General features: G+C 25.9%; 13 protein-coding genes. All 13 read right to left on the bottom strand.

The genetic code is table 11. From position 1 onward, the window contains the following. A partial coding sequence (locus B5E58_RS12335; RefSeq protein WP_088109960.1) for a PcfJ domain-containing protein occupies positions 1–1,603 on the bottom strand: 1,603 nt, incomplete at its 3' end. A 14-nt stretch (positions 1,604–1,617) separates the two neighbouring features. Further along, positions 1,618–2,319: a Cas9 inhibitor AcrIIA9 family protein gene (locus B5E58_RS12330; RefSeq protein WP_158097762.1), complete on the bottom strand. Its 702-nt coding sequence runs from the start codon at positions 2,317–2,319 to the stop codon at positions 1,618–1,620. A gap of 96 nt (positions 2,320–2,415) precedes the next feature. Beyond that, the gene (locus B5E58_RS13540) at positions 2,416–2,589 is read right to left on the bottom strand and encodes a hypothetical protein (RefSeq protein ID WP_158097761.1); all 174 of its coding nucleotides are present in this window, start codon (positions 2,587–2,589) and stop codon (positions 2,416–2,418) included. 68 nt (positions 2,590–2,657) lie between these two features. Beyond that, on the bottom strand, positions 2,658–3,308 hold the full coding sequence (locus B5E58_RS12325) for a hypothetical protein (protein WP_143597270.1): 651 nt from the start codon (positions 3,306–3,308) through the stop codon (positions 2,658–2,660). Between the two features lie 8 nt (positions 3,309–3,316). After that, positions 3,317–5,395, bottom strand: coding sequence for a vWA domain-containing protein (locus B5E58_RS12320; protein WP_088109957.1), 2,079 nt, complete (start codon positions 5,393–5,395; stop codon positions 3,317–3,319). Continuing rightward, on the bottom strand, positions 5,358–5,621 hold the full coding sequence (locus tag B5E58_RS12315; protein WP_088109956.1) for a helix-turn-helix domain-containing protein: 264 nt from the start codon (positions 5,619–5,621) through the stop codon (positions 5,358–5,360). Before B5E58_RS12315 ends, B5E58_RS12320 begins: the two co-directional genes overlap by 38 nt. 13 nt (positions 5,622–5,634) lie before the next feature. Continuing rightward, positions 5,635–7,428 (bottom strand): ATPase, encoded by a 1,794-nt coding sequence (locus tag B5E58_RS12310; RefSeq protein ID WP_088109955.1) that lies wholly within the window; start codon positions 7,426–7,428, stop codon positions 5,635–5,637. A 16-nt stretch (positions 7,429–7,444) separates the two neighbouring features. Further along, positions 7,445–8,179, bottom strand: coding sequence for a hypothetical protein (locus B5E58_RS12305; RefSeq protein ID WP_088109954.1), 735 nt, complete (start codon positions 8,177–8,179; stop codon positions 7,445–7,447). A gap of 97 nt (positions 8,180–8,276) precedes the next feature. Next, a complete protein-coding gene (locus B5E58_RS12300; RefSeq protein WP_088109953.1) occupies positions 8,277–8,672 on the bottom strand; it encodes a single-stranded DNA-binding protein in 396 nt (131 codons plus the stop codon). A 452-nt stretch (positions 8,673–9,124) separates the two neighbouring features. Beyond that, positions 9,125–10,309 (bottom strand): murein hydrolase activator EnvC family protein, encoded by a 1,185-nt coding sequence (locus tag B5E58_RS13830; RefSeq protein ID WP_088109952.1) that lies wholly within the window; start codon positions 10,307–10,309, stop codon positions 9,125–9,127. A 678-nt stretch (positions 10,310–10,987) separates the two neighbouring features. Then, a complete protein-coding gene (locus B5E58_RS12285; protein ID WP_088109950.1) occupies positions 10,988–11,617 on the bottom strand; it encodes a hypothetical protein in 630 nt (209 codons plus the stop codon). 51 nt (positions 11,618–11,668) lie between these two features. After that, positions 11,669–12,613 (bottom strand): M28 family peptidase, encoded by a 945-nt coding sequence (locus tag B5E58_RS12280; RefSeq protein ID WP_088109949.1) that lies wholly within the window; start codon positions 12,611–12,613, stop codon positions 11,669–11,671. Positions 12,614–12,736: 123 nt separating this feature from the next. Beyond that, a complete protein-coding gene (locus B5E58_RS12275; RefSeq protein WP_088109948.1) occupies positions 12,737–13,564 on the bottom strand; it encodes a hypothetical protein in 828 nt (275 codons plus the stop codon). Between the last annotated feature and the right edge of the window lie 348 nt (positions 13,565–13,912).

Raw genomic sequence — 13,912 nt, 5'->3', positions numbered from 1 at the left:
TCATATATCTTTCTCTCTGTTCTGCATCTTTTTTATTTCTTATTAATTCAACAACTCTATCATGAGCCTTTTTAAAATCATTTGGATAAAGAATACTTTTTAATTTTATATCATATTCTAGCTCCTTTGCATTTTTAATATAATCATCCCAATCCAGTAAAAAATTTGATATTGATTTATAGTTAATCATATTCCTTTCAATATATTTTTCAACTTTGTAAATTGTTGAATATTTAGCAAATTCTAAAACTTTTACAGCTATATTTGAATAAGTGGTATTATATTTTTCATTAAATTCTCTAAGCTCTTTACCACTTTTAAAATAAACTCCACACTCAAGTGCTTTTCGCAATATATAAAGTTCTGTATTTGTTGCATCTATATCTTTAAGATATTTTATATATTCTTTAGGTACTCCAAGTATATCTTTTAAAGTTTTTCCATTGATATTAAGGGATGTTCCATAACCATAAGAATATATATAATTATAAGCTATATTGTATAAACCTGATTTAACAATATATTCAATAAATGGATATTTTAAATAATATCTTAAATACAAATATGTATTACAAATAGCCCCTTCATATCTTTGTGCAAACATTTTCATAGCAGAATATTTATAAATAGTATTGCTTAATACTGTATCAATATTTTTACTATATAAAACAGTATTTTTCAAATACCAATTAATAACCCCTTCACACCAGCGATGTTCACCTGTATTTTTAAAATCCCTATATTCATAATGATATACTTTTTTACCTTCGTAAAAATTTCTTGTTAATTCAAACATCTTAATATCAGGATTTTTAAAATCAGTATAATAGCTTTTATTTACCAAAAAACATCTTTCAACAAAACCATATTTTGTTTTTTGCAAAATAGCAACATGTCCAATATCAAATACTTTTTTAGCTTTGCCGATTGAAAGAAATGTGATTTTACAACCACACACAGGGCAAATACCTTCTTTTCTATGTTTTGGATTTGTTACCTTAACATTATTATGGCAATAAGTACAATATCCATCTATATATTTTTTTCTGCTATATGTATAATAAATATATCTACTATTAACCAAAGCTTTTTTATCAATCCAATTTAAAAAGTTTTTAGGTAGCTTAGGCACTTCTTTCATTTTATTATCTATTCTCTTTTTTATTTTGTTATGTTTAATTTTAAGTCTTTTATTTAATATTTGATGTTGAAAAATAATAATATTACTTAAAGGACCATTAGATTTATATTTTAAATTTAAAAAATATTTATTTAAAACATTTTCTGTAGATATATCACCACAAGCAACACTATTCATTTCAATAAGACTTTCAAGTCTTCCTATAAGCCATTTTATATTAGCATTTCTTAAATCTCTTGTAATATAATCATTTTTAGTTATAAAAACTTGAAATATAGGCTTCTCTATATTATTGATAAGGTCATTTCTATCGTATACATATATAACTAATGTTATTTTCCTATCTATTATTTTAGTTTCAGCCTTTATATAATGTTTTATATAACTAATTCTTTTAGCTTTAGATATAATATTTCTACCTGCATTTTTATATGGTATTGTTCTTAAAACTCTTTTATTCATAAGCCTACTCTCCTTTAAATTAATGACATTTGTGTTTCATTTACTTTCAAAGATTTATTTGATATAGGCTTATCTTCATTGATTTCATCTATTATTTGTTTTCTTTTTTCCTCTTGTTCCTTTCTTTTTTTAGCAACTTCCTCTTGACGTTTCATTTCTTTAGCTTTTTTGTCAGCTTCGAGTTTTTCAAATAATTCTTCAGAAGTATAATAATAAGTTTCAGCATAAGCATAAACCTCATTATCGTCAAGCCAACCATTTTGTGAGTTAAGAGCTTTTTTAACCTCATCGATAACATACTCAAAGCATTTTTCCAATGTTTTTTTATCATTATTAACCAAGTCTGCAAAGTTACTATCAGAAATACATTTATTTTTTAAATATCTTACAATAGGAAAAACAGGTAATAAATTTGTTTTAGCTTTTTCAATCTCATTTTCAATCTTTAATACTGCTTGTTCATTTTTATTTTTAAAATTTTTAAAATTTATTATATCAGAATTTATTTTTTCTTCAGATTCACAAACGATTTTTTCAGTTGTAATAGCTTCTTTTTTAAACTTCACTTCATTCGAATGCTTTTCTTCTAAATTTCTAAAATTCGAGTTATTTTTATACATAATATTTGAACTATTTTGTTCTTTCTGTACTTTTTTAGCTTTAAATAAGTTAAAATCCATCATTGGTTCATTTGAAATCTTTTTAAATATATCCATTTTTATTCCTCCAATAAAATAAAAAAGCAAGAACAAAATTAAACTAAAACTGTTTAAAATCATTCTTGCTTTTATAAATCATTCTGTTAAATTATTCTATTTATGTATAATGATTTTACATATATTACAACTTGCATGAACTTCCCCGTTTTCACTTATAAAGCCTATTGCATATCCTTTACAATTAGGACATTCAAAACCATAAGTTTTCCTTGGTTTTTCTGCAACTTTAATAAGTTTATCTCTTAAAGCTTTAACTTTTTTGTCCACGAAAGTTCACTCCTCATTTACCCAAATTCTATTTAATAATAATAAGTATATCGTAAATTTAAATTTTTTCAATAATGATATTCTTTTAGTTCTGCAATAGCTTGTTTGCCAGACATTATTATATGAGGTGAAACAGTTGATTCCCAAGCATTTATATACTTTGATATTCGAACAAAAAGTTTAAAAAAATCTAAATCGTTAATATTAATATAAAGCTTATTTTCAGATTTAAAGGTATTGGATTTAATAGAAAAACCACCATTTGCATTTTTTTGTTTCTCTGCTGTTCCATTATCAACTTCAATATACCAAGGATAGTTTCTTATATTGCCTTTACTATCTTTTGGTACTCTTAATATACGAAGTTTGGTAACTCTTGACCTACCTTCTGAATTTGGCTCTCCAAATATCTTTTCTTGTTTAAATTCAAATTCAGTAACATTATTTCTGACTTTGTTATATATATATTCAGCTTCATCAGGACTTATATTTGCAATTACTCTTTTAATATCTTTACCTGTACCTACAGAATAATCCTGTATTACAATACCTATACAAGATATTTGTCTTATACCTTCCTCATCTTTGTCGCCAAAAGAATGTATATGTGCATAATATTCCGTTGGTGCCGGTTTTAATTTATCAATAAACTCTATTAATTTTTTGTCTGTTTTATAAACAGATATTTGTCTTGATATATATTTTTCATTCTCACTCATTGGAAAATTCAACTCCTTATCTCTTTCTCAATTCTTTTAACCAATAAAAAAGGCAGCTTGCTTAAATCTGTAATATCAAGAAATGCATCTCCATAAATTCTTTCAATGTTTTCTTTATCATCACCTATTGCTGCTGCAACAAACATAATTCCTTTATTTTTATATTCTTTTACTATCTCTCTTAAATCTGCTTCAGCTACTGTACCATAATATCCATAACTACCAGCCGGTTGCCCATCAGATATAAGCATCAAAAGTTTACTTTTTTCTGGTTGTTTCGATAAACGTTCTGCTATATACCTAAGTGCTGCACCATCTCTATTACTACCTCTTGCAGAAATATCCATTAAACGAAATCTGTCTTTATCATCTTTAGAACTGAAGTCTGTATAAGCATAAAGTTCCACATAATGCTCTTCTGTATGTCCTATTATAGAAACAGGTATATCCATAGACTTACAAAAGTCATAGACCATAATAGCAGAAGCTCTTGCATACGTAGCTCTATCTTTTCCACTCATAGATCCACTTTCATCTATTAATAAAGCAACTGATAAATCCTTTGCCATATTGGGTAATTTATTTTTTGAAAAAAACTTACAATCTTTATCAGTAAGTAATCTTGGTTCTATTCTTCTACCCATTAAAAGACCTGTTTGTTTTTCTGAAAAAGAAGTATCCTTCAGTATTCGTTTTAATCTTTTTTGCATCTGTTTTGAAATAGCAATAAGTGGAGGTGCTATCATTTTATATTCCTCAATCATACAATCTTCAACATTTTTTATACGATTAATAACTATATGAACACCTTCATGAACATCTCCAAGATTTATTTTATTGGCTTCTTCCTCTAATTCTTCTATAAGTGAATTGTTTAATTCATATTGTACATTTTCTTCAGCTAAATTTTTAATAATACGCTGTATATCACTACTGGCATTATTATACCCTGAGCCTGAATAACTCTTATTCCATTCAATTCCACCTGTTTTATTATCTGAAAACTCCTCTGTTTTTAAAACTTCAAGTCTTGTTGTTTCCTCTGATAAAACTTCTTGAACTCTATTTCTTTCTTCCTTTGCATTTTCTTTTTTAGCTTTAAATGAACTTTTGTCCTTAATAGATTTCGTTGTTCCTTTAGGTTCTGAGGCACAGCTTGAAAGTTGCTCATCTAAATCTTTTTTGATTTTTGATAAAACTTCATCTTTATCTTGACTACTATTATTAAATGCTTTATCTAAAATATCTTTTATATATTCCCAAGCCATAACTATTATTACATTAATTGCATTATATCGTTTTTTGCTATCATCTTCATAAATAGCATCATCTAATATAGGCAATACTTCATAGAATAAATCTAATATTTCACCAGTATAATTATCTCTATTATTTATATCACCACTTCTATGATATTGTATTAAAAGGTTCATAAATATAGAGAATGGATATACACCCTTTGCTATCTGCTCACTTATAGACGGAACTATTTCAGACATTCTTATATTATTAAGAATAATGCCATTACCATATTTTCCTGGGAAAGCATCACACATACGAGCTTCTATATAACCATCTTCTATTACATTAAATAACTGATGTGCAATCATTATTAATCCTTTACTTTTTGGAGTATTTCTTTTAGATAATATATCTTTGATTTCATTTAAAGCATCAATATGTTTTGTATCTGTAAACGTAGGTTCAAAAGGATATATTCTACCATTTGACATTTCACTATAATAATTTTCTGCCAATAAAAAATCGGTAAATAGTATATGTCCTATTTCATGGGCATTCATTCCTATTAAACTATCAGCTTTTAATTGTCTTGTTGGAAATGTTTTTGTAATTATATTTCCTACATTTATAAATATATCATTATTATCTGTATAGGCAATTTTAGCATTTTCAGCTTCGTCATAAAAAACATGTACTTTTATTTTTCTTTTATAACGACCTGTTACTGTTTCTGCCATATCAGTAAGATATGAAGAAAAAGCATGCGACATAAAAAGCTGTTTATCTGAAATATTTAATGTTTCTTGATTAATCTTTCTTTTCAATTCTTTGTGAGATATTCTCAATTTCTTCTTCCTTTCTAAAATTTCGCCATATTAAATCTGTAAAATCAATTCCATAAAATTTAGCAACATCATATAAAAACCAAAGTGGCGGTATAAGTTTACTTTGTTCATATTTTGCATATGTATTTCTATTTATCTTAAGCTTACAAGAAACTTCTCTTTGAGAATACTGTGGTACTCTCATTTCTCTTAAAAACTTAAGATTTTCTCCTATATTTCTATACATTGCAATTCACCTCTTATGGATTTAATATAGGTTCAATACAAGTAGTCAAAATATCTTCTCTATTTTCACTGTCAACAGATACAGCAGGTAATATAGTATATTTTGCTGCTTCCATAATATCACCACAAATCATATAGCTTTGTACCCAACTTATAAATTCTCTTACACCACAACAGCCATCATCAATCATATTCATATGACAACGTTCTTGTATAAGACTTATTATTTTTGCCATAATTTCCATTTTGCTTGTTTCTTTACAACCAGTAATACCAGAAACTCGTTCTATTAATATATCTGTATCAGGCTCTTCCATATCAATAATTAAATCCATTCTTGATAATACAGATTGATTTAATGCTCTACACCCTTCATAGTCAACATTTGTAGTAATAACAACAACAGTATCAGGGTGACGTTCTATGCATTCACCTGTTGGAAGCACAATAGAACTACAAGTATCTAAAAGAGAATTTAAACCAACTAATACTCCAGGATTTGAAATAACTGTGGGTTCTTGTATTTCTATCAAGTATCCATATTTCATAGCCTTTATTAATGGTGATTCTACATATGAAAATTTCTGAGAATTTTCATTGTTATTTTCTTTATTTGATGCATTTAAAGAAATAACTTCAATGAGCTTTTTATAAACTTCATCTTCTGTTATATCTTCTGAATATTCTCCTGTTAATTTATAATAAGCAGTTGCTGTATCCATTCTAATGTCATCAAATGTTGGATAATCTACTTTAAATGAATTATCATTTTTAACAACCGGCATCATCTGACCTAAAAGGTCAAAAACTTCTGTATTGGCAGAACAAGTTAAATGTACATATGGCAAACCTAAACCTGTAGCAATAGCTTTTGCACCTTCTGTTTTTCCAGTACCCGATTTACCTCTAAGTAAAAAATTTCTCATCGGTCTATTACTTTTAGTTGTTAAATTTGCATGTTTACATATATTAACAACTTCTTCAGGTATAACATACCAGTTTGGTAAATTAGGTATAAGAAGTTCTTCACTACTATTTAATAGTCTTTCATTTAATTTATATTTACATATAAAATCACTATGTTTAAGTGTAGTTTTAACCTTAGAACCTTTATTTTTATTTGGAACTAATACAGAAAATTTACCAAACAACACAAAGTCTGGACTATATGTACCTTTATTAAGATTAATAGACGTAAAAGGAGCAATATTTCCGGTGGAAGGTATTACAATTTGTATCCCATTTTCACCCAAATTCTTTGCATTTTCAATTCTACGATAAAGATTATCACATAAAATATAAGCACTCTTTGCTGCTTTTTCTAAATCTGGAAACCCTAGTTTCTTTTCATCTAATAAAGCTTCATATTCTGTTGCAAACTCTTCATCTTCCATAGCAGTTTTAATAAGTGCAAAAATCAATGCAGTACCACTTTTTTCACCGTCTTTTAAACTATATGGCTTTGGCATTTGGTTTATATCATCATAACAACCTGCTATAAACTTACCTGTTTTTTTATTAAAAACAACAGCTTGTAATTCATCTTGTTTGCTTGGATATTCCACAATATCTAAGTAATCACCTTGCATACCCATTGCACCTTTACCTTCTGATAATGCATTTAAACTTAAATCCATCATAGTAAGTATTGCCGTAAGAGTTGCTGAATGTAATGTTGCTGTTTTTACAGATGTAGTACAATATTTTGAAAAGTGTATTCTTGATCTTTGCTCAATATCTGTGTTATTAAATGGCTCTGGAAGTTTTCTATTCCAAGTCCAATTTTCAAAAAGTTTTATTTTTCCCATAATTAAAAATCCTTTCTTACCATATAAAGGTTAATTTATTATTGTTTATTCTTATCTTTATACCACTATCACTCATTAATTTTTTTAATTTATCCCACTTATTTTTAGTTGGAAAATCAGAAAAGTGTTCTTTTATAACATACTTACCGTTTTCCTTTACAATAACATCACCATTTTCATCTATTGAAAGTGTTGAAAAACCTTTTTGATTCATCTCAGTTATTATCTTTGTTAGTAATTCCTGACCATTTTCTTCATACCATCTTTCTGTTTCTTCATCGCCGATATTTTCTTCTATCTTATTATCATTATCAAAATCAACCAGAGAAAAAAGTTTAATGTTAAAATCACCATTTTCACTTAAAGAAACTGTTATGTTATTGAATTCATCAATTCCACTTATAGGTATACATATATTCCTTTTAAAATTAGCTAATACCATTGCATCATTATCATTTATTTCTATTTTGGCATTTTTAAACTTACTTTCTATTTTTTCTTGTAAACGTAAAGAAATCTGTTTAGCAAAAAGCTTTTTATAATCAGGCTCTAAATTTATTGTTTTAAAATTGGTTTTAGGCTTTAAAAATTTATTTTCCAATGCAAATTTAATCCTATCATATAAATATAAAGCTATTGCTGTAATACATATAAAAAGTAATATTTCCATTAATTGATTTGGAATAAATATTTGACATAATATAACAATAGTAACTATTGTACTTACTCTTAACCATTTCTTTTCTTTCATTTACACTTTTCCTTTCTTAACCATAAATTAATTAATAAATAAAAAAGGAATGAAACTAAGAGATTTTACTTAATTTCATTCCTAAAAAATTCCAAAATTATAATGGAAGATCTTCATAATCATCACACATATGTTCTTCATATATTGGTGTAGTGTCATTTTTTTCTGTATTTTCTAACTTTTTAATACTGTTAACATACTGCCAATCATATAAATTTACTTTATTAATCTTTCCTTTACTACCATCTCTCCTTTCAAAGTCAACAATATCAAGGCTGCCTGAAATAAAAATTTGACTACCTTTTTTAATATTAGCTGATGCAATTCTTTGAGCTGTTTGGTTAAAAGCCAAGCATTGAAAATAAATAGTATGCTTACTTTCACCATAACCTTCTGTTACTGCTAAATCAAAGCTTAAATATGGTACTTTTTTAGCACTTTCTCTAAGCTCTACATCTGCTGTAACCCTTCCTAATGTTGAAATCTGAATCATATAAATTCTCCTTTCTGCCTTAATAGGCTAAAAAATAATAAAATAAAAAAGCGTTTTTGCATATGTACTATAGACATAAATACAAAAACGCTTTTAATTCATAAACAACATACCAATAATAGGTAAAAATCAATACTTATATTATCAGATTACTATAATATATAAGTATTGTCAATTATATTATTAAAATAATATATAAATAAAAAAACAATGGATTTACCCTTTTAGATTTAAACAGTTCATCACATTTTTAAAATAGTTATAAGTTCTTGAACACTTTTTAATATTATATAAAAATTGAATATAATTTAATTATATACCTTCTGAAGCATAACACTATACATATTCTTTAAGTAAAGTTTTTTAATAATAATTTATCCTTACAATTCACAATACACTGTTAATTGGATCAGATATTCATATTAAATTAAAATTTTTACATCATATGATAACTATTCAGAAATATTAGATACACCAAGATATCCTTCAGGGCTTACAGGAGAGCCATTATTACGAACCTCAAAATGACAATGATTACCTGTGGAATTTCCCGTACTTCCACATTTAGCTATAACTTGTCCTCTAGAAACAGATTGTCCTACTGAAACTACTAATGATGAGTTATGTCCATATAATGTAGTAACTCCACCACCATGGTCTATTACAATAGTATTTCCATAACCACTTTTCCACCCAGAAAAAATAACTGTTCCATTTTCAGCAGCAACTATATCTGCTCTATATGATGCTGGTATATCATATCCTGTATGATATTCATATCCTGAACCAATAGGTCTTTTTCTATGTACAAAACCACTACTTAAACTTGATGATGATGCACTTCTTGAAGGAACAGGCCAATTAAATTTTCCTCCTGTATATGTTATATTATTTTGACTTGAATTATTTTTAGTTGTTTTAGAGGCTGATGCTAATATTAAATTTTTTATTTCTTGACTTTCTTTTTCTTGATTTTTTATAAGTTCCTCATACTTTTTTTCGTCACTCATATATGAAGCTAATACCTTTTGTTTTTCTTCCATAAAGTTTTTTAAATTCTGTTCTTTTTCTTGTTTTTCTACTAAAAATTTCTCTGCTTGGATTTTATCATCTTCTATTTTTTGTGTCTCCAAAAGTATTGTATTTTGAATATTACTTAAATTTTCAAGGAGTTTTTTATCATACTCCATAATTTGCTTTACATATTCGCATCTTTTAAGAAAATCATTAAAGCTTTTTGAACTTAATATTATCTCTAAATAACCTATATTGCCTCTTTCATGTAAAAATTTTATTCTTACACTAAACTTTTCTAACTGTATTTCTTTGTTTTTTTCAGCTTCTGCCAAATTTTTTCTTGATTGTTCAAGATTTTTATTTATTTCATATACATTATTTTCAGCTTCTTCAAGCTCTTTATGTGCTATATTAAGTTGATAATCTGCATTTTTAATTTCCTCTTCAATATTATTTTTTTTAAATTTTATATCATTAAGTTGATTTTCATATTGAGATTTTTTATTCTCTATATTTTTTATTTTTGTATTAAAATCAATACCATAAACACAACTTATATCAAATGACAATGTATATATGACTAACATATATATTAATAATATATTTTTAAACTTTATCATAATTTTCTCCTTTAAAATAAGGAACCTTTAAATATTTAAAGGTTCCTTATTAATATTAATTTACATTATTAATTTATGTATTAATTTACATCTCCTTTATCTAAAATTCCAATAAATAATAATATACCTATTAAAAAGAATATTTGCGGAAATTCACCTATAATATATAAAAATTTATATATTATATAATTACTTTTAAATATAAATAAACTTATATAAAAACAAATGACAATAAATACACAAACTTTACATATATTTTTTATATTATTATTAATTTTAGATTTAAGTAAATTTTGAATTATAACTCCAAATATAATAGCAAATGATAGATATAGTACTGGAGTTGTTATGAACAAATATATATATTCATAATATATTGAGTATATATTTTTTGATAAATCATTCAAATTTAAAATAAATAATATATTATAAAACATACTTATAAAGAATAATATAAAAACTATTATATATTTTCTTGAAATTTGTTTCATAATCTTCACATCCTTTTACAATTTATTCTATCTCCCAATCTATAAATATTTTTCCCAACTCTTTAGTTGATGTCATATCTACAAAAACCTAACGGTTACTATAAAAAAACGTTCCCATACTTATAGATCGTAAAAAATAGCATATGCTAAACAGTTATATTTTCTTCACCAATCTTTTTCACAGTTATTAGGGTTCATAAATTTGAAACTGAATCTGTTCCAAATCATTCATTGGAATGTAGTAAATCAAAATACCATTTTCGGATTCCAAAGCTACTGTCTCTGCTGGATTATCGAACTTTGATAAGTCGAGTACATCAGAAGGCACCTGTTCTAGACGTTTTACTTCTGTATAAATCATGTTATCTTCATTTTTAAGTCTACCCAATTCATCTGATTTAATAGAATAAATATATCCTTCTGTATCATTTGTTGTTGTAATCGTGATAAATTCATCATTACCACGCACTAAAATAGCATTAGTTCCCTGAGTATCACCAAATCCCAGTTTCTGAATATTAATACAGTTCTTAAGCTGACCAGTTTGTATATCGAAAATAGCCAAACCATTGTAGTTAAGGATACATACAACTTCTTTATTGAAAAAAGGAATTTTAGGTGGGTCAGCACCTAACGGTTCTGAAATCATACGTTGATATACTTCTTTATCAAGATAATCGCTTAAAGATATATCCTCAACAAAAATTTCAGAGTCTTGTGTAGACGAGCTAGAGATATCATTACTTGTAGAAGAACACCCCATTAATAAATTCAATATTATTGTGGATATAATAATGCACAACAAAGATTTTTTCATTTTAATCCCTCATTTCTATAATTAGACAATGGAATTATAATATTTAAATTATTAATTGTTATACAAATTATCTATATCTAAATTTTTCATAAAATTAAAAATAATATTAGCATCTTCTTTTATAAATTCCGTTTCAACATATTCATTTTCACTTTCATCGACAAGAGCTTTGCTATCGAAATTTTCATCAAAAATATCGACAGTTGTAAATCTAAGGCTCATTATATCCTTTTTAAAAAATGATATTTCGTCGCTTGCACCCATAGTCATAGTCTCAAAACTAGGATTAAGCCTTAAAAACTCGTTGCTAAAAAGACTTTCCTTGCAATCTATAAACATTTTTCTCCATTCCTTGGTTGATGTCATATCTATGTTGAAACAGCCGATTATATTGTCAAGCTCATCACTGTCCAAGTTTGATACATATGATTTTGAGCCTGACAAATAATACTCCTCAGAACCAAAAAATATTATTCTAACATTATAATCAAGATTTTTAATATATGGCTCTATCAGCTTTGCCGTTTCCAAGAGAACGGCTGTGCCGGAGCCATTATCAGTTGCACCTATTGAATTTCTTGATGCATCGTAATGGGCAGAAAACACTATTGTTTTTTTGTTCATGTCAAAGTCCTTTTCTGCGATAACATTGTTTGATGTGGCAATAGGCTCTTCATTAAAAGGATTTATGTTAAAAAAATCATTAAAATAATAGTCAATATCGTTTCTATACACATCAAAAGGCACTATTTCAGATTTATATCCCATTAAAGTAAGCTGTTCATCGAGGTATTGGGCGGTGCTGTACTCGCCGTCACTGCCACTTTTTCTCGATGTACTTATTATTTTTTCAAATGCAATCTCCACATCGTCAGGTTTGATGACAGTTTCAGTTTTTTCATTGTTCGATGTACCACTATCATCATAGGATACATTTGACATTTCACAAGAAGTTAATAATAAAATTGAAAAAAGTATAATAATTAAATTTTTCATATATCAATATTCACCAAATTAATATTCAATTACACAATTATTTAATACCTATTTATGATTATGTAACAATATATATTCTTTTCATAAATTTTAAAAATTAATTTTATATAACTTGAGAGATAATTATATTTTATTAATAATAATCTTATTTAATTCACAATCCCAATTTATAGTATAATCTTTTAAAATTTCAACACACTTTCTTAAAGGTATATAATATTTTCCATTGATTTTAAGAGCTTTTATACCTGTATTAATTCCATTATTGATTATATTATTATTGTTAACATATAAAATTTGATTTTTAAAAAAATTATTATTGCAAAATTCATTCCACCTATCTAAAGAAACAAATGTATTCCCATTTTGTAAAAAAGCATCACTTAATAAATACAATCTACCCTTAAAAACAACTCCAAGCTTAGTCATATTATCATTATTTAAAGGCAATAGCATATCATACTTATATTTATCAGTTTCATAAAAATTTTCAATGAATTTTATAATCTCATCTATTTTTTCTGATTTAATCCACATATGGGACATTGTACCATCTTTTAATCTTTCAGTTATTTTGCCAGATTTATGTATAGCAAAATTTTTTACAATAATACCATCTTGACTATATGTACCTATAATAACATTGTAATCATAATTAGCCACTGGCTCTGGATATAATCCCTCTATACTATAATCATCAAATTTTTTTACAAAATATTTAAAACCTTCAATAAATGTATCTATCTCATTTATATCAGATATATAAATATTACCTGATAAACCTATAATACATATATACGATATATCAGTAACATCATAATCTAATATATCTAATTGACTTACTATGTCACTTACTAAAGGTATATTATTTGTAATAGGTTCTGGTGTACTAGCATATACTATTTTACTTAACAATAAAGTGCATATTACAGAATATATAATTTTTTTCATAGTACCCCCTAATAATTTATTTTTTTAAAAGTCAACTGTAATTACATCAGCTATATCAAAATAAATATTTGAATAATTATCATATTCATATTTTTAATAACCAAATACAAAATAATTTCTATACCCCTTTTAGAAACAAAATCATTCATTTATGATTTAGTCAAGTTTTGAGCACTTATTGAAACTAGATTAATAAAAATACTAGTAATAATTAAATTTCATAATAAATCCTCCTTTAAAATAATAATTCAAAAAATATATACTATATTTTTTTATAGTGTATATTTTTATATTATATTATGATACTTTTCATATTTTGTCAATACTATATTAATTTGACAATTATAA

Origin of the sequence: Tyzzerella sp. An114 (assembly GCF_002161055.1) — a bacterium.
In the GTDB taxonomy this organism is placed as follows: domain Bacteria; phylum Bacillota; class Clostridia; order Lachnospirales; family Anaerotignaceae; genus Fimicola; species Fimicola cottocaccae.
The sequence above is the reverse complement of the archived record's forward strand: the minus strand, read 5'-3'. Positions and strand labels throughout refer to the sequence as shown.

Excerpts from the sequence above, each read along its gene's own strand:
- B5E58_RS12310 (WP_088109955.1), bottom strand. The coding sequence starts at position 7,428 with ATGGGAAAAATAAAACTTTTTGAAAATTGGACTTGGAATAGAAAACTT.
- B5E58_RS12300 (WP_088109953.1), bottom strand. The coding sequence starts at position 8,672 with ATGATTCAGATTTCAACATTAGGAAGGGTTACAGCAGATGTAGAGCTT.
- B5E58_RS12305 (WP_088109954.1), bottom strand. The coding sequence starts at position 8,179 with ATGAAAGAAAAGAAATGGTTAAGAGTAAGTACAATAGTTACTATTGTT.
- B5E58_RS12285 (WP_088109950.1), bottom strand. The coding sequence starts at position 11,617 with ATGAAAAAATCTTTGTTGTGCATTATTATATCCACAATAATATTGAAT.
- B5E58_RS12330 (WP_158097762.1), bottom strand. The coding sequence starts at position 2,319 with ATGGATATATTTAAAAAGATTTCAAATGAACCAATGATGGATTTTAAC.
- B5E58_RS12315 (WP_088109956.1), bottom strand. The coding sequence starts at position 5,621 with ATGTATAGAAATATAGGAGAAAATCTTAAGTTTTTAAGAGAAATGAGA.
- B5E58_RS12280 (WP_088109949.1), bottom strand. The coding sequence starts at position 12,613 with ATGAAAAATTTAATTATTATACTTTTTTCAATTTTATTATTAACTTCT.
- B5E58_RS12275 (WP_088109948.1), bottom strand. The coding sequence starts at position 13,564 with ATGAAAAAAATTATATATTCTGTAATATGCACTTTATTGTTAAGTAAA.
- B5E58_RS13830 (WP_088109952.1), bottom strand. The coding sequence starts at position 10,309 with ATGATAAAGTTTAAAAATATATTATTAATATATATGTTAGTCATATAT.
- B5E58_RS12325 (WP_143597270.1), bottom strand. The coding sequence starts at position 3,308 with ATGAGTGAGAATGAAAAATATATATCAAGACAAATATCTGTTTATAAA.